Source organism: Vibrio sp. A37 (assembly GCF_059777565.1).
In genome coordinates, this window is record NZ_JBLNLI010000007.1 from 45,476 (window position 1) to 68,727 (window position 23,252).

The window sequence follows — 23,252 nt, forward strand, 5'->3', positions numbered from 1 at the left end:
TGATTTTTGGGTTGCTCCCTAAAACACTTCAAAATAAATTAAAATTAATTTTTCTAATGATAGCTTTTATTCCAGTATTTACGTTAAGAACTTAACAAAACCCATTGCTCTCAGCTCATAAAAAAGTGCGCCTGAGCGCACTAGAAAATGAAAAAACGTAGTGTTAAATGATAGCAACAACCGTATTTCCAGCCGATTCAACTAGCCTTGCAAAAACTCATCGGCAGTTAGAACTGAAATAGGTTTGTCTGCGATCTCCCTACCGTCATCGTCGAATAAAGATAAACGATAGCCATTAAAATTGGCTGTATTACTGTCAAATGGCACTTGATGCCACATCGAAACAACGTCCTGGTCACCACTACTAACTGTCTCTCCTAAAACAACTTTTTGACTGGCAACTTTGTACCAAACAAGCAATTTAGATTGACGTAACATTATTCCGACCTCCACGAAAATTCCAAGAGTGAGTATTCAGTGTACGTACAAAAATACAGAACGGAAGCCTTAAATTTAAGACACAAGGTATGGGTTATTGAAAATCATTGGCTTAGTTTATAGATTAATATGCTATAAAAAATAAAATTTGTTAATAAAATGTAATAAGCCAATTCATTCATGCAGTTAGTTTTCTGGGTACAAAGTCACAGCCTTGACAAATCTTCATACCCAGACTTTGATCTCTGGAGCTACTCTAAAGCACTGTTCGGAATATGCATCTCTTTGATTGTATTAACTGAGCTGTAGCTTGCAAACATTGGTAATCCAGATAAATAACGTCTTAGCATATCACCAGCAAGAGTCCCTATTATCGTTTTCTGATCTTGATGGCGATACTTGCGATTAAACTCCAACCTTTGTCCCCATTCTCCTTGTTTGCTAGACAGGGCGATATAAAATTGATTGTCGATTAACTTTCCAGTAACAATCGCGATGTCGCTAGCGCATTTTTCTCGAGTAGCTCCAGCTAAAGCAAAAGTCGCAGCCAATTCATCTTGTTCAACATGACCAACCGTAAGGTTGTCACTTAACACCCAGCCATGACTACACTGCTTCTGCATGTTTTCATCACCTTGAAGCCAGTTTATCAGCCAGCCTTGGGTCGATTGCTCAGATACTGCTACTGAAACTTTCTTCTCAGAAGCCAAGTGACCAATATTCGTAAGCATTGACTCATCAACGCTTACAACGCAATGCTTGATGTTGTCGTAAACCAATTGAAGCAATTTAATTCGTGTATCTTCATCACCTTGTGGACTAAAGAGCTTAACTTCAATATAAGGCAAGTAAGAACGGTAACCTAGGTAATACCCTTCCGGTAATTGAATCCTATCCAAAATATCAGATAATCCAGATTCTGATGAGCCAAAAGTGTGTAACTTACTGCAGTGATAGCCAGCAACATCGGGATACTCCCGCTTTAGAATTGGCAAAATCTGACTTTCGATCATTAACTTAAACTCACTTGGAACTCCAGGTGTGAAGAAGAACAAGCACTGATTAATTTTCATTTGGAAACCACAAGCCGTACCAACTGGGTTATCGATTATTTCAGAACTCTCCGGCAACATAGCCTGCTTTACATTGCTATCTGGCATTTCAATACCACGCTGCTTAAAGAAAGCTCTTAGCTTGTCTAACCACGCATCAAATAATGTCAGCTCTTCGTTGGCAGCTTTTGCTGCCGCTTGTGCACTTAAATCATCACTAGTTGGCCCTAGACCACCATTAACAACAACTACATCATAATTAAAGCTGAGCATTAATAGTTCTTCAGTCATCACCGATAAACCATCGCCTACCGTTGAGCGCTTACAAAGCGAAAAACCATTTTCAAAAAAGGTACTTGATAACCATGCAGCGTTAGTATCAACAATGTCTCCATGTAACACTTCTTCACCAGTACTTAACATTGCTATTTTTATCATCGTTTCTATTCCTTACATGGATCAATTCAAGCTTTGGGGACATGTCATAGTAATCATATACCTAAATTAACATTGGAATTCCATATAATTATCAGGGCTATCTAGGTTGATGCTCCACAAATTTTTCTGACATAGGTATCATTTTTCAATTTTGAAGCTCATAAGTTCATTAGCTCCAACAAATTATTCATTTTCTTGTTTCCATTGTTCTGATTTTATTAGACAATCATCGACTCTAACGGACTAGAAATAATAAATGGAGTTTTGTGTGCTTAAGAAAAACATAGCAGCGTTGTTGCTTTCTTTTTCAGCTGTAGCAAACGCGTACGATGTTAACTCCATCGGCCGTACCGATTTCAATTCTAACCTATACACTATCAACTACAACGACGATCAATTTGATGCTTTCCCTGAGAGTTATTCAACAAGCAACGTATATTCGTTAGCTCTCAAAGAAAATGAGAACCAAGGTGAGCAAAATTTGCCGAAGTACCTCAGAATATCGACAGAGCCAGATTGGGAATATCTAAAATCCCAAACCTACACCACTCTTGGTTTAAGTGTCGTGACCGTAGGTTTGATGACCCTCCTCCCATCTTCGATTACAAAATGGGATGAAGATAGTCGTGATATCAGCCAACTGGGCAACAAGTGGAAAGACAACGTGTCTTCTGGACCTACTTGGGACCGGGATGAACATTACTTAAACTACATTATGCACCCTTATTTCGGTGGCGTTTACTATACAGCGGCTAGACACGCAGGCTATAACGAATTTCAATCATTTCTCTACTCTGCATTTCTTTCCACTTTCTTCTGGGAATATGGCGTAGAAGCGTTTGCTGAAGTTCCGTCTTGGCAAGATTTATTCGTCACGCCTTTTTTTGGTGCCGTCGCAGGTGAATACATGTTCGAAAAAGAGCAGGAAATCGTCGCTGAAGGTGGTGAAGTTTGGGGGTCAAAAACAATGGGGGACGTAACACTGTTCTTGTTGAACCCAATCGGTCACATCGATGCTTGGGCGTCACAAATGTGGAATGGTCACGCAGAGTTTCAATTTACCAGCTCTACATGGGATGGCTACGATGACGCCAAAGTCTATGCAATGAACGCCGGCGCTCATCCAGATAGCGTTTACTACGGTGGAAAAATAAAATTCACTTTTTAGACTCATTAAAAATAGAAAAATGCCCAAGTTGTATGCTTGGGCATTGAAATATTCGGCGTAAAGAAAATACTAACTCACACTCCACTGAGAAAGCGAACGCTTAAAATCCGAATAATCGAATTCATTTAGTTTCTGCACCTCGCCATTTTTACGGCGGCAGTAAATCGAAGGCATCTTTAAACCGTTAAACCAGTTTAGCTTGACCATAGTATAACCAGCGCTGTCCAATACATGCAGGCGCTGACCAATTTGCAAGGGCTTATCGAAATTCGCTACACAGAACTGATCGCCAGCTAAGCAAGAACACGAACCAATCACATACTCATGTTCACCTTGTTCGGATGCTTCTAGTATCGAAGCCGGCTCGTCATAGATCAGCGTATCTAAGCGGTGCGCTTCAGTAGCTGAATCAACGATGGCCGTCTTCTTTTCATTCTCAACAATATCAACCACTGTGACGACGAGATCTGTTGTCTTGGTGATGATCGCCTCGCCTGGCTCAAGATATAATTGAACCGAATGCTTTTCAGAAAATGCTTTAAGTGCCTCACCTAACCTTTCAAGTTCATACCCCGGCCACGTAAAGAACACACCGCCACCTAAGCTCACCCATTCCATTTTGTCTAAGTAGGCACCAAATTGAACTGAGATATCATCAAGCAATCTGACAAAAGAGTCCACGCACTTATTTTCACAATTCATATGGAACATCACGCCTTCGATCTGCTCCATCAGCTCCGGCTGAATTTTGTCAGCGTGAACTCCTAAACGAGAAAATTTCCTTGCGGGATCTGCCAAATCTTGACCAGCACAGCTTACACCCGGGTTCAACCTCAGACCAAACGATGCTTTCCCTTCAACGAGATGACGATACGCTTGAAGCTGGGATTGCGAATTAAAAATCATCTTGTCGCAAATATCAGCAACCTCGACAACGTCTTCTTCACCGTAGCCGACGCTATAAGCATGAGTTTCACCGCCAAAAGTTTCATGGCCTAGTTTTACTTCATAGGGGCCACTACTTGTCGTGCCATCCAAGTAAGGCTTTATGATGTCAAACACACCCCACGTTGAAAAACACTTAAGTGCGAGCACTAGTTTGACACCAGAAATCTCTTTTAGTCGTTTGGCTTTCTCTAAGTTTTCCACCAACTTCACTTCATCAATCATGAAGTATGGGGTTTTAAGGGCACTATCTTGCATTCTATTTACTCTATAAATACAACAAAGCCGATGAATAATACATCGGCCTTTTGAAGTTTATCTTATTTCAAGATTTTTATATCTGGTTGGCCGACTTCCAGCTCTTGCACATGCCAGTCAAGGCCAATCTCGGGCATAGTTTCTAAGAACGGATCTGGGTCAAGCTGTTCCATATTAAACACACCAGCTTCTGCCCACTTACCCCTAAAGTATTGCAGCGCAGCGGTAATTGCTGGAACACCTGTAGTGTAGGAGATAGCTTGATGCTCAACATCTTCGTAAGCGACTTCGTGATCTGCGTTATTGTAGATAAATACGCTACGCTCTTTACCCTCTTTCTTACCTTGAACCCAAGTACCGATACAGGTTTTACCTGTATAGCCTGGCGCTAGAGAAGTTGGATCAGGTAGCAAAGCTTTTAGAACATGTAGAGGCTGAACCACAGTTCCATCATGCAGAGTGAGTGGATCTGGGCTTAATAGGCCAATGTCTCTCATACAGTTAAAGTAGTTTAGGTACTTGTCACCAAAGCCCATCCAAAACTCGATACGTTTTGCTGGAATAAACTCTTGCATCGAACGCACTTCGTCGTGAGCCATAGAGTAAACTTTATGCTTGCCCACCAATGGGAAATCGAACTCAAGCATGCGCGAGTGACATGGCACTTGCTTCCACTCTTCATTTTCCCAGTAGAAAGAATCACCTTGGATTTCCAACATGTTTGTTTCTGGGTCAAAGTTCGTTGCGAATTTCTTACCGTGATCACCTGCATTCACATCCATCACGTCGATTGTATCAATCTCATCAAATAGATGTTTCACAGCATAAGCAGCAAAAACACTCACTACACCAGGATCAAAACCTGCGCCCAAAATACCTGTAATGCCTGCTTCAGTGAATTTTTCTCGGTAGCCCCATTGCCAATCATAAGCTTGGGGTACTTGCTGACCTTCAGAACACAAATCGACAGCTACGGAAGTATCTAGGTAAGATACTTTTGCTTGGTAGCAAGCTTCCATGATGCTGATATTAACCCATGGAGGACCAGCATTAATCACTAAGTCAGGTTTTACTTCGTTAATTAGAGCAACAAGCGCATCCACATCATCTGCATTGACCGCACGAGCTTCTAATTTTTTCGCAGGATCTTTAAGGTTATTACGGCCTTTTATTGATTCAATGATCTTCTCGCACTTGCTGATTGTGCGTGAGGCTAAAGTAATATCACCTAATACATCGTTATTCTGAGCCGCTTTGTGTGCCACAACCCAGCCAACACCACCAGCACCAATTTGTAAAATTGCCATTGTTCTAATTCCTTTACTGAGCTAGTTCAGAAGCTAGCGTATTAATTTTTGATAGTAGAGATTCAAAGTCTGAAATTTTCAGACAAGGATTTAATATCGTTAGTTTTAACGCAGATTTTCCATCTACAACCGTCTCTCCGAGCACAGCGATACCGCGAGTTAAAGCCTCAATTCGAACTCTTTGGTTTAACTTACAGATATCACCTTCGCCAACCACTCTAAACAATACTGTTGAGAGTGAAGGCTGAGCCAATAACTCAAAGTTATCTTGCTTTTCAACTAATTGGGCAACTTCCAGAGTCTGCTGGATAAGATGATCGTACATATCACCCAAAGCTTCTGGCCCAACAGTCTGCATACTCATAAAGACTTTTAATGCATCAAAACGCTTGGTTGTCGCAATAGATTTATCCACCAAGTTTGGCAATTCATCGTGTTCACGGTTTAAGTAGTCAGCGTGATGCAGCAGGAATTTAAAGTTTGCTTTGTCTTTGACAAGCAAAGAACCACAACTGATTGTTTGATAGAATAACTTGTGGAAATCGACACTTACTGAGCTTGCTTTCTCGATGCCTTTCAATCTCTTCTTGTGGCTACTCAAGATCAATGCGCCGCCGTATGCTCCATCAACATGCATCCATAAGTCATTTTTCTCAGCAACATCTGCAATGCTACTTAGGTCGTCTATTGCACCGTGATCGGTAGTACCCGCAGTACCAACAATTGCAAATGGTATTAAGCCTTGCGCCTGCGCATCAGCAATGACGCTCTCCAGCTTGTCCACGTCCATCGTACCATCTGAATGGCAGTCGACACTGATGATCGCTTTCTCACCAAGTCCCATCCATGAAGCGGACTTCTGAACCGTAAAGTGTGAGTTCGAAGAACATATAATGCGAAGCTTGTCAGCATAGTCAGGTAAGCCAAGCTTTTGTACAGAATGGTTACTTAACTTATCAGCTATCCAATCTCTTGCTAGCATCAAACCCATTTGGTTACTTTGCGTCCCGCCACTAGTAAAAATGCCATCTGCATTTTGTCCAAGTTCGTACTTGCCACAAAGCCAGTTGATAACTTTCTGTTCAACGTAAGTTGCTGCTGATGCTTGATCCCAAGAATCCATGGATTGATTTAGCGCTGCAATCATTGCCTCAGCGGCCACCGCTGGCATTAACGGCGGTGTGTGTAGATGCGCAATACAATCTGGATGTTGAACGATGATTGAGTTTTTAGCGACAAGCTCTGCTGTCTCACCAACAATGTCTTCCAACGGCGCATTGCGATTATCCAAATTAACAGCATTGATCGCATGCTCTAACTGCTTAGGGTTCAATCCAGAATATGGAGAGTTCGTGCTCTCAAACACTTCCTTAAGTGCAGCCGTGGTTCGGTTCATTACTAATGAAAATTCATCACTACCAAATTCACCAGTATGAATGAAGTGCTTTCGCCACTTATCGTTATCGCTTGGCTGGGCTTTGACACCACCACCAACAGAAATCATCGCCTCTTCAAGCACCTTAAGTGCAAAGTCAATCTGCTCGAAAGAGATAATAAGTGGTGGTAGAAAACGAATCACTGAGCCGTCTCTGCCACCCTTTTCAACCATCAGACCGCGCTCTAGAGCCGCTCGCTGAATTGCTAAGGTTAACTCTCCATCAGCGTGTGGCTCACCGAATTTATTGCGCTTTCCAGATGGGTCACAAATTTCAACGCCAAGCATTAAGCCTTTACCGCGTACTTCCGCAATACAGTTAACGCGCTCTTGAATACGCTCTAGGCCAAGTCTCAAATACTGGCCGGCAATTTTTGCTCGATCAACTAACTCATCACGTTGAATAATTTCTAACGCTTTTGCGCCAGAAACCATCGCTAATTGGTTACCACGGAAAGTTCCAGTGTGTTCCCCTGCTTTCCAAGTATCGATATCTTTTTTAAATACCAGCAGTGACATTGGCATACCGCCACCAATAGCTTTTGAAAGGCATAAAATATCTGGAGACACGCCAGCTTCTTCAAATGCAAAACGGTAACCTGTTTTACCTACACCACACTGGATTTCATCAAAAATAAGTAGAATATCGTGTTCATCGCAGATTCGACGTAGTTCTTTCAACCAAGATACCGGAGCTGGGATCACACCACCTTCACCTTGCACTGGTTCCACGATCATTGCGGCAGGCTTCATAACGCCCGCTTCATCGTCAGCTAAAAGGCGCTCAATATAACGGATGTTCGCTTTTGCTCCGGCTTCACCGCCTAAACCAAACGGACAGCGCAAGCTGTATGGGAACGGCATGAAATGCACATCAGACATCAACCCTGTACGACGCTCTTTCGTTCCAAGGTTACCCATCATCCCCATAGTTCCGTTAGTCATACCATGGTACGCACCGCGAAAAGCGAACATGGTATTACGGCCTTTGGTTTGTTTTGCCAGCTTGATTGCTGCTTCTACGGCATCTGCACCTGAAGGACCACAAAACTGAATTGCAGAATTGTTTGCAAATTCTTCGGGTAAAAAAGCTTTAACACTCTTAATAAACTTGTCTTTTGCTTTCGTCGTAATATCAAGAGTTTGATATGGAAGACCTGAATCTAATTGATCTTTTAACGCTTGATTAATTTCTGGATGATTATAGCCAAGAGCGAGCGTACCTGCCCCAGCTAAGCAATCTAAAAATATTTGGCCACGTGTGTCTTCTACCAAAGCGCCATAGGCTCGCTTTATCGCAATTGGTAAGCGACGTGGATAAGAACGGACTTCGGATTCATGCTCAGCTTGGTCCAATAGTGTTTGATCTGGCGTTAAGTCGTAAAGACCTTCTACGACTGGCACATCAGTAGAGAAATTGGCTGAGATATTGTTTTGTTCAACTTCAAAAACTGTGCTCATTTTGAATACCTTGATAAATCAAATAATTAATTTACTTACACACGTTAATTGACGGTAATTAAGTGTGGAAAACGCAAAAACTTCCGAGATACAGAATGCATCTGGAATCGATCACCTTTTACAGGCGATTTAAAGAAGTTTTAGTTTCAAGGTTCAGTAATGCTACTGGTTTGATGTACAGGACATCGAGGAAGTAGGACGCTGATTATTGTGTGTAAGTTAAAATGTTTCACTGTTGGGTTTCCCATTTACGTGCCGCTTCGTGCGACGTATAGTATCCCGTCTATCGCCTAAAGGTTTGACGATACCTACCCTACGCAGTGTCACAATCAGCATGAATGGTCACTACGCGTATCCCCCAGAAAAACTTGTTATTTGTAGTCTCCGAGATTGCGCGAGAAATTATCATAAAATTGATCTAGATGGCAATACTTTTTAGCTGCCAATTTCACTTTTCTCCCTAGCAAAAAAGCAAAGGGCAAGCATTACGCTTGCCCTTGTAAATCTGAGAATATGCATCAATTTTCTTGTGGCTGCTCTCGTGTTTTCAATTTCTTGGGTAACGAGGTACTCAATAATACATAGCCTAATACTGCCGCTGTTGTTGAGCCCATTAGTATTCCAAGTCGAGCATAAGTATCAAACTCTGCATTTGCTGGACCAAACGCTAAAGATGAGATAAATATCGACATGGTAAATCCTATACCACAAAGTACTGATACCGCGAAAATTTGTTTGAAGTTAATGCCTTCTGGCAATTTAGCATAACCAAATTTCACTGCCGCGTAGCTAAAGCTAAAGACACCCAATGGCTTACCGACTAATAATCCTAACGCCACACCCAAAGGTAACATCGATGTAAGCCCTGCCATATCGACACCTTGCAAAGAGATCCCCGCATTGGCGAATGCGAACAGAGGTAAGATACCAAATGCCACATATTTGTGTAATGAGTGTTCCATATGTTTTAACGGCGAATAATCACTTTTAGGGCCTTTTAGTGGAATCGCGAATCCGATAACAACACCAGCTAACGTTGCATGAACACCTGATTTCAACACCGCAGCCCATAAAATAAGCCCAACTATCATATATGGCGTTAATTTAGTGACATTTTTATGATTGAGATAAAACAGCACGCCGGTCATCACAAAACCAACGACCAACGCTAATGTAGATAAGTCGCTGCTGTAGAACAAAGCAATTATCACAACAACACCTAAGTCATCAATTATTGCTAAGGCCAGCAAAAACACTTTTAAGCTAACTGGGACTCGGCTGCCTAATAGCGCCATGATACCTAAGGCAAAAGCAATATCAGTTGCTGCTGGGATCGCCCACCCTTGAATCGCTGCTGGATTACCTAGGTTAAAAAGAACATAAATCAGTGCCGGTGCGACCATACCACCGACTGCTGCAATTGCAGGGAAAATAGCCGTTTCTTTTGATTTAAGCGCGCCTTCCAAAAGCTCACGCTTTACTTCTAAGCCAATTAAAAGGAAGAACACTGCCATCAGACCATCATTGATCCAATGAGAAAGTGACATACCAAATACGTAAGTGTTTAAGAAACCTTGATATTCAGCGTTGAGGGGAGAGTTAGCCACAGTCATAGCTATTGCTGCGGCAATGACAAGTAAAATGCCTCCAGCAGATTCCATTTTAAAGAAGTCACGAATCATTTCGCTCATATATAACCCTTGTCCTAATTGTCTAAACCAACCTAATAAAGAATACATTCGAGTGTAATACCATCCAATACCAAGGAAAAATCGCTTCTAATGATAATTATTGTAGGTTTTTCCGATAAAAGCAGCATTCTCAAGCAAACCTCAATACTAAATTAATAGCATATATCTGAGCACATTATCCAATTGAATTTGAATAATTTATCGTGCTACATATAGAAAATATAGTTGATCCATTCAAAAAGCCTAAATATGTAATTTATTTTGATAAATTTGTATGATCTCAGTAGAAAAGCGACAGGCCCTAGTGGGAAACTAGGGCCTGTTTGATTCTATTCAAAAGTTGTCAGTTTGTATGCTAGATTGCGTCTTTAAGAAGCTTCATCGGGGTATTACGTATCATTCTCAGCACTGGAATTGCTCCAGCTACCATCAAAGCCAGCATAACTGTTACGACAGTAATAAAATATTGAGATGGTATAAACTGAAGCTGCATAGTCCAGCCAAATGATTGTTCAATAACAATATTTACGATGAAGTTTGCCAAAAGTAACCCTAATGGCATTGCGATAATAATGGATAATAGGCCAAAACAAAGCAGCTGCAATCCACCAATCAGGATAATTTCTCGTCCAGAAACACCGAAGCACCGCAACAATGAAATGTGCCTTTGCCTAGAAACCTCTCCAGCTAACGTGGCAAAGAAAATACCAAATATAGCTATCACCAACGTAATGTGTCCCAGCGTATCGGCAACTTCAAACGTTCTATCAAATAAGCTCATCGCCTTTTTATGGATACTCTTATTGTCAAAAACGCGACCGTTACTAAAGTGATACTTAGCCTCGATATTTTTTTCAACAATAGTTGGATTAACCCACTGTGGTAGCTTCAATCCCAATGAAACACTGCCTGTTCCCGAGAAAGCCTTCAACCAATTGCTCTTAGAAATAATGACTTGGTTGTATGGGTTGCCATAGTCGTAGTAAACCCCTACCACTTGCCAACTATTACCTAAGCTACCTCGTAAATCTACAGTTTCACCGGGCTCAATATCTAACTTGTTGGCCATGGACTCACTAATCAATATTGATTTCGTCGCTTTTAGACTATGCCAAAAGTTAGGTAAGGTGTCTTTAAGAGGGATGGATTTAAGCTCCCCTGCAGAAAAGCCAGTACTAATAACCTGTAGTGGACCGGTAGGCGTTAAAATTTCTTTTTCCCACCTTTGCCAGACCTCTGAAACCTCTGGCTGCTTTTCCAGCCAAGTGGTCATAGAGTCTACTTTCGAAGTATCGGGATAAACGTAAAGATCGGCTGCCAATCGTTGTGACAACCAATTGTCTGTTGTATGACGGAAACTACCTACTGTAGTTTCAACACCTACATTAGCGGCCACAGCCAGCATAAAGGCCATCGTAGCAATTCCACGATAACTCATGCTTGCAGCAGCATCAGAAAAGAACCAACGAATTTTCACAGAACTTAGTGTTTTTGACAGATAAGTAAACAGCTTCCAAATTACAAATGGTGTGAACAGTGCAACACTGAGCAAAGTCAGCACTATGATCGCAAGCCCTGTATGCTCCGTTTTAGGCGCTTTGTACAACACAAAAGCAATTAACGCGAACATAATGGCAAGTAGTGTTTGAATAGCAAACTCTACACTTGCAAATCGTACAAGGGATAACCTTTTCGCTAACCGAATTGGCTGAGCTCTAAGCAAACGTACTGCAGGCCAAATACACGCAAGCAATGCGCCAACAACCGTCATATATAAGCTGACACAACTCGCTTGCCAACTCCATCCATTCGCGAGGGTATCACTGCCACTATAAATAAAACCGATATTTTGAGATACCGCTGGAATCATGTAGTAAGAAAGGAACATGCCTAGTAGATTACCGCAAATCCAACTGATAAGTATTAATGCAAATAGCTCTAGAAGAAGTGCTTGAACAAGCTGCCACCCTGAAACACCTGTTTGCCTAAGTATGCCAACAAGACGCTGACGTTGAGCCATAGATAACGACATTGCTTGATAAAATATAAACAACCCTACAAGGAAAGACAGCATACCTACGGCGGTAAGATTCATATGGAATGCTTTGGTGATAGATTCCAGCTCGCTACGTGAGTTGCGTGATAGTACTAGGCCCGTTGGGAGCATTTTCTTTAATACAAATACTTTATCTGGCTCCATCTCTCCACATGCAATTTGCGAAACACCGCCATTACCATCCACATTCCTAAAAACAGACGAATTGCTAATGACTTCGTTACTATCGAGAACTCCCCAGTTATCGATCACTACTGGGCCGACTTTCTCGCCATTTAAAACCGACAGATAACTTCCATTGTTTAATCCAATATTCTTCGCTAAATTTGAGCTCACTACTATTGGCGAAGGTGCTCCTTTATCGTTTAGCTTGTATATATGCTCGGCAACCGTTACTTCTCGAACTGGAATAGTGATATTAGGGTCGACACCAACAAAGGTTACCGTCCTTTTTTCGGCGGCACTGAGAGGCACTTGTTTGAAAGGCACACATTGAGTAAAGCCTTCCTGTTGAAGTTGAGTATAGAAATTATAGGGAATAGAATCAGTCGGCTTTTTAGCGCGAACTTTAAAGGGCAAAGGATCCGCTAAAATTTGTTCTCCCTTGTCGCTATTTAGACGGACGTGCTTACTAATTGAAGTTACGCCAACCAACAAGGAAACACCTAAAGTCAGACCTAACCATACTAACAGCAGCTGAAACGGGTAGCGACGATAGTGACCCAGTAGCGCTTTAACTATGGGCCATAACATGAAGAACGCCTCCCTGTAAACGTATCTTCCCCTGCATATGCATTGCGACTTTTTCACTGTGAGTCACTAGCAGAAGCGTACATTTAAGTTGACGGGTTAAGCTTGTTAACAGTCGCATGACCGCTTCAGCATTTCGTTCATCAAGGCTACCGGTCGGCTCATCTGCAAGCAATATTTTGGGCTCCATATACAACGCTCTTGCAATAGCCGCGCGTTGCTGCTGCCCACCCGAAACATCCTCGGGGAAGCGATTTAGTAGTGGCATAAGGTCGAGAACAGATAAGATTTGACGCCACAGTTCTTTATTTTCTGGTAACCCCTTTAGCTGGCGACAAAAGCGAATATTGTCTTCAATGTTGAGAGTTGGAAGAAGGTTATATTGTTGGAAAATGAGACCAATATTGCCTCTTCGATAAGCCGTACGCTTGTTTTCTCTTGCGGTATGCATACTGAATCCAGGAAACATAATTTCCCCAGTATCAGCGGTATCGAGACCCGCTATCAGGTTCAATAAGGTGCTTTTCCCTGAACCACTCTCTCCCATTAAAGCAACTTGCTCTCCTTGCGATAGCGACAACTCTGCACCTTGTAAAATTGGATGAAACTCTCCACCATCTATATAACCTTTACAAAGGTCCTTAAGCTGTAACATCTAAAATCTCGCCGTCGCCATTTACCGGATAGTGAATCTACACTAAATCACTTCCTTGAGAAAGTATTTTGCACGCTAGATCACACCCTATGCAAACAGTTTCTCTACTTCTTTTTTGTTCTGGACGCTGCCACAGGAACATTAACTGATTCAACCCTATGATAAATATGAAAAGATTATCTTCAAAGTTAGAAACTATAATATACTGCGTTTAAAATAAAGTTATTTCCGTAACGATTAAATTGGGCTCCTTCGTCACTAAGGGTAAGGGCATTTAATGAAAAATATTCTTGTATTAGGTGCTTCTGGTTACATTGGCTCACAGCTACTTAGTGTACTTGCCAGTAAAGGTTACAACGTCACTGGAGCGGCGCGAAATATTGACTATTTAAAAGCTCGCACCGCCCCAGAAAAGAATATTGAATTAGTATATTTAGACTTGAAAGACTTAGAGAAAACAGAACAACTCGTTGCACAGTTCGACATTGTTTACTTTCTCGTACATGGAATGGCTCAAGGACATGATTTCCTCAAATACGAAATATCCTTAGCGGAAAATTTTAAAAGTGCGTTAATCAAAAGCCATGTGAAACATGTTATTTATGTGAGTTCTCTGCAACCCAAATCTGGCCATTCCCAACACTTACACGCTCGAAAATTAACCGGGGATATCATCCGGCAAACTGATGTTCCTATCATTGAAATACGCGCTGGTATTGTGATTGGCCCGGGGTCTGCAGCATTCGAAATTATGAGAGATTTTTGTTACAACCTGCCTATTTTAATCACACCCAAATGGGTAGATTCTAAAGCCAACCCGATAGCGTTAAACAATTTAAATTACTACTTACTCAAACTCGCTGAAGTAAAACCAAACAAACATCACCTATATGAAGTTGGTGGTCCTGATATATTGTCCTACCGAAACCAGTTTAAGTTAATTAACGCTCAATTAGGAAAGTCTACAAGGCTAATCTCTACAAGGTTTCTTACTCCTCAACTCGCATCCTATTGGTTGAAATGGGTGACATCTGTTCCCTCTAGCATTGGTAAAGCACTGCTAGCCGGCATTGAACATGACTTCATTGCCAACACTAAAACCATCAACAAGTTGTTTCCACAAAAACTCGTTTCCTACCAAGCGATGGTTGAAGAGACAATCGCAAGTGAAGGAAAGTTTCTCAGAAGCAACGTTTGGGGCTTTGAACCTGAAGCATTGAAAAGATGGCAGCCTGGGTTTGGCTATTATGCTAAACATACGGGCGCAACAATCGATACCGATTTAACGAGCGAAGAGCTTTGGCAAGTAGTGAAAACGATTGGTAGTAAAGAAAGTGGTTACTTCTTTGCTGATATTTTATGGCGCACCCGAGAATGGCTAGATGTATTGGCAGGTGGAAAAATACCCGTTAGACGTTCACCATCCAAAGATAGCCTTAAAGTTGGTGACTACATTGACTCTTGGAAGGTCATTCGTTGTGAACCTAATCGATTCCTTTCACTATTTTTTGGTATGAAAGGGCCCGGCTTAGGACGATTAGAGTTCACTATTAAAGACTTAAGCCACCAACGCCAGCTCAATGTTACTGCGTGGTGGCATCCAAAAGGATTCCGTGGGCTACTCTACTGGTTTACATTTATGCCTGCCCACATGTTTATTTTTAAGGGTATGGTCAAAGCAATAATCAAAAAGGCCAAATTAAACAAATAGGCTTAGCTTATTTCACCATTTATGTTCAGCGGTATTTCTGCTAATCGATCCCCTTTATTTGCAGGGAATATTAGATACTCTCCGTGATATTTCACCGCTGACTTATAATCGGTGACCTTGTGAACCAAGAATCCCGCTTTATACGCATTTTCAATAAACTCTTGGTGGTTTCCTCGTACGAACCAACTCATCGGCTTCACCAATTGCTCACCTTCAAAGCATGAATCACACTGCTGAGAGCAAAGCGCCAAAGAGTTTTGACTTTCGGTGTAAAGCTGGACTTTTACACCACTGGTTAATTCCTCTGACGTCGAAACCTCCCAGCCCAACTTTTCCATGTCATCGAGAAAACTCTCAACTTGGCTATCAAGGAGCTGACTTTTCTCTTGGTTGTTAGGAAAAAATTCACCATATAGCTGAGAAATTTTTCTAAAGGTAAAGTTGATGGCTGCATCATTGCCTTTAGAGCGTCCCATTTTTTGCCACTTAGAAAGATCATCAAAAACACTGCGAGAGAATCTTTGTGTTTTTAATGACTTAGTAATCCAGCGAACCAGAAAGTGGTTGTTCGATACTGGCGCATCGACTAACTTGCCACTTTTGTGTTGCTCGGATAACTCATTCAGTGCGGTTTCTACCACCTCTTTTATTTCAAAAATATATTCAGCCACTACGCTTTCTTTCCAAATGTCCAATAAAATGCAATAGAGAGTATCGAACAACCAGACATTACCCAAACCATTGGCCAAACCGCTAAACCCGGTAATGCGGCGACAACAGCACCTACGACAGCTCCCATTCCGAAGCGAAGAGTACCAGATAATGACGCAGCCGTCCCAGCCATCGTCGGGTATCCGCTCAAAAGCAATGCCATAGAGTTACTTCCGATAACGGATATGGTTCCAATATACAAAGTAACAAAAGGTACGGTGCCCCAAAGTCCCCAGTTTAATATCCACCCAACTAAAAGCCCAATGCCACCTAATAGCTGCAATACTAAGCCTATTCGTAGCATTAGATGCAAGCCAAGAACTTTCACCATTCGACCATTTAACGTCGTTAAAATAATCAAAGCGATAACGTTTAAGCCGTATAAGTAGGCAAACTGGTTTGGTGAAACGCCGTAGATATCTATGTAAACAAATGAACCTGCGGTAAAGAAGGCAAACATTCCTGCAAAGGAAAATGCACTTGAAAGGATAAGCCCAATAGAAGTTGGATTTTTTACCAACGTTGCGTAGTTTTTCAGCGTGGTTTTAAAGTTTAGAGGTTGACGTTGGTGTACTTGTAACGTCTCTGGAATTTTGTAGAAAACCATAACCAAAGCAGCAATAGCATAAACCGCCAGCACCCAATAAATTGAACGCCAGCCAAACCACATTGCAAGGTGGCCACCTAACATTGGAGCAACCAGTGGGGCTAACGTCATAACAAGCGTGATAAAAGACATCGCTTTGGCAAAGTCTTCTCTATTAAACATATCTCGAATCACTGCTTGTATCACTACAGCAGACGCTGCTCCAGACAAGCCTTGTATCACACGCAAAAAGTTGAGTGTGTCGATACTGTGAACCATTGCCGTCAACATCGCAGTAATAGCAAAACACAGCACACCCACGATCAGCACTGGTCGGCGACCGTAGCTATCAGAAATTGGACCATGGAAAAGTTGCCCAAGCGCAAAACCTGCACCATAGGCAGTTAAACTTAATTGAACTGCACCAGTGTCCGCCATAAGATCTTTTGCGATCGCAGGCATCGCTGGTACATACATATCGATAGCGAGCGGCGTTAGCGCACTGATCGCACCCAATGCGATAAATATAAAAAATGACAGTGGGTTAGGCTGCACTGCGGCAGCATGAGATTTCGCTAGCATATTACTCCAAAATACAAATTTACTTTAGAAATTCAGATCTGGCAGCAAAGCACTGTTTAGCAAAGCCAAGCGATATACCTCTTTCAGCACGAAAGAGGTAAAAATAGAGCAGCCTTCAAAGACCACCAGATCTTAGTTAAGGTCAGCGAACAGTCAAAAAAGTAAGAAACAACAGCGATACAAAGACTAACCAAGCCTTAGTTTCGTCTTAGAAAAGTTGTAGATAAACTGATGAAAATGAGTTCAGATATGCTGACTGAGGATATTATCCACCATATAAATGCAAATCACTAGTTCCTATTAGGAAATAATCTATTTCCTAAATTGATCTATGGTAAGCGCACAGATGTATAACTTAGTTTTCTATTTCGTAACATCACGCCTGATATTTAGCTGACACAACTCAATAATCGCTAACGCAATATTGTACGAATTTTAATTTGCTAGGAATTCTCAATTTTTTGCTCAACGACTCTCCCACCCTATCGAACACACTTCAATAGGAACATATTGATTAACTCAGGTATTACTTGGAATTTTTATGAAGCGCATTAACGCAGTTTTGTTTTCTCTGCTGCTTGTCTTTTTTAGCAGCCAAACCTTTGCCATGGAAAAAATCTATTACGTATTGAGATTCAATCAAGCCCTAGATTATGGAAAAGAGCACAAGCTCATTGATACATTGACAAAGCACAAAAACGACCTCGATATCATTATTACTCAAGCCTTTGTTGCTGATGGTAACGGCGCACTTTGGGGCTCAATAAACCCTAAACTACTCAAATTTGCTCACCATAATCATATAAAATTGGACGCAATGGTTACAAACACTGGCTTTGATTCTAGAGTGCTGCATGAGTTGTTAACCGATCACGATGCGCAAGACATGCTCATTAGCCGTATCGTAGAAGTGAGCAAAAGATATCACCTTGCCGGGATACAAGTTGACTTTGAAGGAATTGAATTTAGAGACAAAGATCGTTTTACAGACTTTTATAAAAAACTATCTACCGCGATGCACAATATTCACAAAACGATCAGCGTAGCAGTATTCCCGAGGACTACGGATGTCCCTGCCGATGCCTTAAACCAAGATACGTACGTACACTCGGCGGGCGCTTATGACTACAAAGCCTTATCTAAACTAAGCGACTTTGTTTCCGTGATGGCTTATAACCAACATAGCTCATTGACTCCTCCAGGCCCTATTGCTTCATACCCTTGGACACAAAAAGTGGTAAAATATGCACTTAAATACATCCCAGCCAACAAATTATCACTAGGTATTCCAACTTACTCTGGCTATTGGAAGCCAGCCCCAGATGCCTCTACTGGCCGCCCTATTGATCAACACCTACGCTACTCAGACGTCGTCGGCGTCATGAAACAATTTAATATCAAACCTAAATGGGATAACGAATCAAAGGTTCCATATCTGATGTTTACTGATAACGATACATACAGCTATATCTTTATCGAAGACGCACAAACCTTTTCCTATGGCTTATCCATTGTTAAACGCAACCACCTCGCTGGCTTTTCTTTGTTCGATGTTTCAGACATGGACCCAATGGTATGGAGCCAAATAAATTCGATACCTCGCCATAGTTAAATGAAAAAACCCAAACAGTGTTCGAACTGTTTGGGTTATTTGATGCGAGTGTATATCTGGTCTAGTTGAAGGAATAATGAATGCCAACTAAAAGCTGATTGACGATCGGGACAATATTGTCAGATGGATCAGAAAGATTGACAGAAGTATCCCCAAAGTAATGCGTCAATGATGTTTCAAGGCTAAAAGCTCCTGCAAGTTGATAGCGAGCTCCGAAGCCAACAACTGGCTTAACATCGTGTTCATAATTATCGAACTCTGTATGCGGAAGCTGCGTATGTACATCAGAACGAATGTGAGAAATACCAGCTTTTCCTAGTAAAGTCCATTTAGGGTTAAGCTTGTAAGCGACAACACCGCTAACGTCACTCGCGGACGTTGTAATGTTAAAGGTAGCCAAATTTCTATGAAACGTACCCGTACCAAAATAGGAATATCCGACCTCTAAACCCGCATCCCACTTTTCATTGATGGTGTGAAGATACCCTGCGGCAACCCTTTCCGAAATGTCTGACGCCGTACCAATACTTGCAGAGCCTTCACTTGGTGGTTTCTGGACGGCGAAACCAAGGCTTCCCGTTGCGTAAAAACCAGCAGCATTAGCAGCTTGAAGACTAACTAGACAAAGTACCGTAGATGAAACACAAAACTTAATAACTCCTGTGACATTTACATTCATTCTACAGATTTTATAGCCGAACATATCCCGAAAACCCCAACAAATAAAAACAGCGAATATTTTAAGGTGGGGAATGCTATACGTTGTCTAGGAGGAATACAAACATTTTTAATCAAATGATTGATTACCTAAATAGACTTACATGGCAAAGCAAGCCTAGAGTGACTTTACAGCTCGCTTACCTCGGGTGTAAGGTACTAAAAAATAACTAAATTGGCAGGCAACATGACTCAACATGCACTTATCACTGGAGCTAGCCGTGGAATTGGCAAAGCAATTGCTCATTTCTTTGCAAACCAAGGGTATTCCCTGATTTTGCTCGCTAAAAACGAGCAAAACTTGGCAAAAGCAAGATCAGAGATATTAGAAACGTCCCCCAATACTCACATCGAAACTCATGTAGTGGATTTCAACCAACCGCTAGAGGTTGAAAACACGATACGAGCAATATTAAGTACGCTAAAACAGCTGGATGTATTCGTTAACAGCGCTGGCATTTTGTACCCTGGCAACATTTCACTTACCAGCATACAACTTGCTGAGCTAGTGAATATCAATCTCACTTCAGCCATGTCTTGCAGTAATCTAGTTGCAGGCCGAATGAAACAACAAGGCTTTGGAGAAATGTACCTCATTGGTTCGGCTGCTGGTATTTCACCCGTGTCTAAAATTGCTGCCTACTCCGCCTCTAAAGCTGCACTAGTCAGTTATAGTGAATCCTTATATCAGGAACTGTTACCATTTAATGTACGAGTTTGTTGCTTATGTCCAAGCGTCGTTGACACAGACATGACGAATGATGGGAGGATAAGCAACGCTAACAAAATCGAGACGAACGATATTGTCAAAACAATAGAGCTTACGCGCAGCCTATCTCAAGCTGCGAGTATGCCTATCGTACAAATACATTGCAAAGTCATTGATTTAGAAAAAGTTAGCGACTAAATAACATAAAGAGCACTCTAGAAATTTAAATGTAAAAGCTATCGACTTCTTCTTGAGTTAGATATCGATACTCTCCAGGTTGCAAATCATCATCTAGTGCAAGGCCACCAATTTGTTCTCGATGTAAGTGCTCGACTTTATTCCCAAGTGCGGCAAACATTCTTTTCACTTGATGATATTTTCCTTCCTGAATCGTCAGTAACACTTCATTTTCAGCTTCGTCTACAATGACAAGCTCTGCAGGTAATGTTGGCTCTTTCTCATTTTTTAATTCAATGCCTTTGGCAAATTGCTCGATGTAATTTGGTTGGATAGGATCGGCCAACCACACTCGATATACCTTTGAACACTTGTGCTTTGGTGAGGTGATTCTATGTGACCATTTCCCATCGTCAGTAATTAGTACTAAACCTGTCGTGTCAACATCCAAACGGCCAGCGAAATGCAGGTTTTCCATTTTGACTTCATCAAGCAATACAAAAGCCGTGTGGTTGAAACCGTCTTCGTGTGAACAAACAAAACCTTCTGGCTTATAGAGCATGATATATCGCGGACCTTGTTTTGCAATTTCACGACCCTGCCATTCGACCTGACAACTGTCCGATATCTTCAGCGCGCCACTCTTGGCAACAACACTGTTTACTGACACATCACCACTTTTAATGATTTTACTTGCTTCTTTGCGCGTTGCACCCAAAGCGTCGCACAAAAACTTATCTAATCGCATACTGACCTCACCCCAATTTAGCGCGGCATTATATACTTAAGCGACCTACTGATGCGAGTTTCAGTTAGACCGTGTTGATCTTTTGAGTTTGAATTTTGCCCGAATTCCAAGGCTTTTAATCACGGCACAGGTGAAGAAGCTTAGTCATTCTGAGTGAGGAGCCTGCAACAAAGAGTAAAAGATTAACATGTCCTAGTTTATGTATATACCGAACGAGCTAAGTTAGTATACTATCTAACTCTTAATCTTTCTGACCTTTGATTAGCTTTATCTATGTACACTCTTCGTCCTTATCAAGCAGACTCCGTTAAAGCTGTTGTTCACTACTTTCGTCAAAACACATCACCAGCCGTCATTGTCCTACCCACTGGTGCGGGCAAGAGCCTTGTTATTGCAGAACTTGCTCGGCTCGCTAAAGGAAGAGTGCTAGTTCTTGCCCATGTAAAAGAGCTTGTTGAACAAAATCATGGAAAGTATGAAGGGTATGGGCTGAATGGCGCGATATTCTCAGCTGGACTTGGGCGCAAAGAGACTGATCAACAAGTCGTCTTTGCCTCTGTTCAATCCGTAGCGCGCAACCTAGATGAATTTAAAAACCAATATTCCCTTCTCGTTATCGACGAATGTCATCGTGTACCAGACAACAAAAATAGCAGTTATCAGAAAGTTATCACTCACCTAAGCAAGTTCAATGCAGGGATAAAAATCTTAGGACTTACTGCTACGCCGTATCGATTGGGTATGGGATGGATTTATCAATACCATACCCGAGGGCAGGTTCGCACTGAAGAAAAACGTTTTTTTCGTGATTGCATTTTTGAGCTACCAATTAATTACTTATTAGATGAAGAGTTTCTCACGCCTGCAAAGCTCGTGGACGCTCCTGTTCTGAGTTACGACTTTTCCCAATTAAAGCCAGCGAACACAGGAAAGTTCAAAGAAGCAGAAATGGATATGATCATTGAGCAATCCAAACGTGCAACACCGCAAATTATTGCGCAAGTTATTGAAATGGGAACGAATAAACAAGGTGTAATGATCTTCGCCGCAACCGTCCGACATGCTCAGGAAATTCATACCCTTTTGCCAGATTCGCAATCCGAGATTGTTATTGGAGATACACCAACACCTGAGCGGGATGACATAATCCAACGATTCAAGTCTCGACAGATAAAATATCTCGTCAATGTATCCGTGCTTACCACTGGTTTCGACGCTCCACATGTCGACCTAATCGCCATTCTCAGGCCCACCGAGTCTGTTAGTTTATACCAACAGATTGTTGGCAGAGGTTTAAGGCTTTCTCCAGGAAAAACTGAGTGCTTGGTACTGGATTACGCTGGAAATAACTATGACCTATACCAACCTGAAGTCGGAGAAGCCAAGCCAGATCCCAATAGTGAAATTGTCACGGTTCCCTGCCCTGCCTGCGGGTTCAACAATAATTTCTGGGGCAAGCTAGATAGCAACGGATTTTTGCTCGAACACTTTGGGAGGCGCTGCCAAGGCTACTTTGTCGATGAAGAAACAAAAGAACGCGAACATTGTGGATATCGTTTCCGAGCTAAGTATTGTAACGAATGTGGTGCAGACAACGATATCGCTGCGAGAATTTGCCACGAGTGTGATGCAACACTCGTAGATCCAGACAAAAAGCTTAAAGAAGCATTAAACCTAAAAGATGCCCTAGTTTTTGAATGTGAAGATATGGAGTTAAGCACATTTAAAAACGACAAGAACAAAAACAGCGTAAAGGTGACTTATTTGGGAGCTGAAGACGTTCAAGTTCATGAGTTTTGGTCGCTTTCCAGCAAAAAACAAAAGCAAACTTTTCAAGATCAATTTGTTCGCCCACACTTAGCTGATAAACATCGTCCATTTGAAGAAAACTCACCGACTAAAGTTGTGCGGAATCAACATAGGTTCCGTCCCCCGCAATTTATCATTGCCCGCAAGTCAGGCCGGTTCTGGAAGATCAGGGACAAGATTTTTGAGGAAGAGTTGATAGAAAAGTAGAGGCGAATGGCTGCCATTATCCACGCCTC

At 41.8% G+C, this 23,252-nt stretch carries 17 protein-coding genes; 5 read left to right on the top strand and 12 right to left on the bottom strand.

All coding sequences use genetic code 11. From position 1 onward, the window contains the following. Positions 1-201: 201 nt before the first annotated feature. Complete coding sequence (locus ACM2FC_RS13495; protein ID WP_498481460.1) at positions 202-438, bottom strand: hypothetical protein; 237 nt, start codon at positions 436-438, stop codon at positions 202-204. Between the two features lie 251 nt (positions 439-689). Next, positions 690-1,928 carry a CinA family nicotinamide mononucleotide deamidase-related protein gene (locus ACM2FC_RS13500; protein ID WP_498481462.1) on the bottom strand — a complete coding sequence of 413 codons (1,239 nt, stop codon included), beginning with the start codon at positions 1,926-1,928 and terminating at the stop codon, positions 690-692. A 268-nt stretch (positions 1,929-2,196) separates the two neighbouring features. Between ACM2FC_RS13500 and ACM2FC_RS13505 the strand changes: the two genes are divergently transcribed. After that, complete coding sequence (locus ACM2FC_RS13505) at positions 2,197-3,096, top strand: DUF3943 domain-containing protein (RefSeq protein WP_498481463.1); 900 nt, start codon at positions 2,197-2,199, stop codon at positions 3,094-3,096. A 69-nt stretch (positions 3,097-3,165) separates the two neighbouring features. On the opposite strand, the gene nspC is transcribed toward ACM2FC_RS13505, so the two are convergent. The 6 genes from nspC to ACM2FC_RS13535 all read right to left on the bottom strand — a co-directional run bounded on the left by nspC (position 3,166) and on the right by ACM2FC_RS13535 (position 13,654). Next, positions 3,166-4,299, bottom strand: coding sequence for a carboxynorspermidine decarboxylase (gene nspC, locus ACM2FC_RS13510; protein WP_498481464.1), 1,134 nt, complete (start codon positions 4,297-4,299; stop codon positions 3,166-3,168). A gap of 62 nt (positions 4,300-4,361) precedes the next feature. Beyond that, positions 4,362-5,606, bottom strand: coding sequence for a carboxynorspermidine synthase (locus tag ACM2FC_RS13515; protein ID WP_498481465.1), 1,245 nt, complete (start codon positions 5,604-5,606; stop codon positions 4,362-4,364). A gap of 13 nt (positions 5,607-5,619) precedes the next feature. Beyond that, positions 5,620-8,502, bottom strand: a complete 2,883-nt coding sequence (locus ACM2FC_RS13520; RefSeq protein ID WP_498481466.1) for a pyridoxal phosphate-dependent class III aminotransferase — start codon at positions 8,500-8,502, stop codon at positions 5,620-5,622. Between the two features lie 518 nt (positions 8,503-9,020). Continuing rightward, on the bottom strand, positions 9,021-10,193 hold the full coding sequence (nhaA, locus tag ACM2FC_RS13525) for a Na+/H+ antiporter NhaA (protein ID WP_498481467.1): 1,173 nt from the start codon (positions 10,191-10,193) through the stop codon (positions 9,021-9,023). 355 nt (positions 10,194-10,548) lie between these two features. After that, a complete protein-coding gene (locus ACM2FC_RS13530; RefSeq protein WP_498481468.1) occupies positions 10,549-13,002 on the bottom strand; it encodes an ABC transporter permease in 2,454 nt (817 codons plus the stop codon). Continuing rightward, positions 12,983-13,654 carry an ABC transporter ATP-binding protein gene (locus tag ACM2FC_RS13535; RefSeq protein WP_498481469.1) on the bottom strand — a complete coding sequence of 224 codons (672 nt, stop codon included), beginning with the start codon at positions 13,652-13,654 and terminating at the stop codon, positions 12,983-12,985. The genes ACM2FC_RS13530 and ACM2FC_RS13535 overlap by 20 nt, the downstream gene beginning before the upstream one ends. A gap of 277 nt (positions 13,655-13,931) precedes the next feature. On the opposite strand from ACM2FC_RS13535, the gene ACM2FC_RS13540 reads away from it, so the two are divergent. Further along, positions 13,932-15,365: a DUF2867 domain-containing protein gene (locus ACM2FC_RS13540; RefSeq protein ID WP_498481470.1), complete on the top strand. Its 1,434-nt coding sequence runs from the start codon at positions 13,932-13,934 to the stop codon at positions 15,363-15,365. A 2-nt stretch (positions 15,366-15,367) separates the two neighbouring features. Here the strand turns inward: ACM2FC_RS13540 and ACM2FC_RS13545 are convergent, their stop codons facing one another. Further along, positions 15,368-16,036 carry a DUF2913 family protein gene (locus ACM2FC_RS13545; RefSeq protein ID WP_498481471.1) on the bottom strand — a complete coding sequence of 223 codons (669 nt, stop codon included), beginning with the start codon at positions 16,034-16,036 and terminating at the stop codon, positions 15,368-15,370. Then, positions 16,036-17,244 carry a Bcr/CflA family multidrug efflux MFS transporter gene (locus tag ACM2FC_RS13550; RefSeq protein ID WP_498481472.1) on the bottom strand — a complete coding sequence of 403 codons (1,209 nt, stop codon included), beginning with the start codon at positions 17,242-17,244 and terminating at the stop codon, positions 16,036-16,038. Before ACM2FC_RS13550 ends, ACM2FC_RS13545 begins: the two co-directional genes overlap by 1 nt. 541 nt (positions 17,245-17,785) lie before the next feature. On the opposite strand from ACM2FC_RS13550, the gene ACM2FC_RS13555 reads away from it, so the two are divergent. Then, entirely contained in the window at positions 17,786-18,856 is a 1,071-nt protein-coding gene (locus ACM2FC_RS13555; RefSeq protein WP_498481473.1) for a glycosyl hydrolase family 18 protein, read from the top strand. A gap of 61 nt (positions 18,857-18,917) precedes the next feature. Here ACM2FC_RS13555 and ACM2FC_RS13560 read toward each other — a convergent pair whose 3' ends face one another. Further along, positions 18,918-19,559 (bottom strand): outer membrane beta-barrel protein, encoded by a 642-nt coding sequence (locus ACM2FC_RS13560; protein WP_498481474.1) that lies wholly within the window; start codon positions 19,557-19,559, stop codon positions 18,918-18,920. A gap of 201 nt (positions 19,560-19,760) precedes the next feature. On the opposite strand from ACM2FC_RS13560, the gene ACM2FC_RS13565 reads away from it, so the two are divergent. Beyond that, positions 19,761-20,480 carry an SDR family NAD(P)-dependent oxidoreductase gene (locus ACM2FC_RS13565; protein WP_498481475.1) on the top strand — a complete coding sequence of 240 codons (720 nt, stop codon included), beginning with the start codon at positions 19,761-19,763 and terminating at the stop codon, positions 20,478-20,480. 25 nt (positions 20,481-20,505) lie between these two features. On the opposite strand, the gene rsuA is transcribed toward ACM2FC_RS13565, so the two are convergent. Then, on the bottom strand, positions 20,506-21,207 hold the full coding sequence (gene rsuA / locus ACM2FC_RS13570; protein WP_498481476.1) for a 16S rRNA pseudouridine(516) synthase RsuA: 702 nt from the start codon (positions 21,205-21,207) through the stop codon (positions 20,506-20,508). A gap of 273 nt (positions 21,208-21,480) precedes the next feature. Here rsuA and radD point away from each other — a divergent pair, with 273 nt between their 5' ends. Then, complete coding sequence (gene radD / locus ACM2FC_RS13575) at positions 21,481-23,223, top strand: DNA repair helicase RadD (RefSeq protein ID WP_498481477.1); 1,743 nt, start codon at positions 21,481-21,483, stop codon at positions 23,221-23,223. Positions 23,224-23,252: the final 29 nt, after the last annotated feature.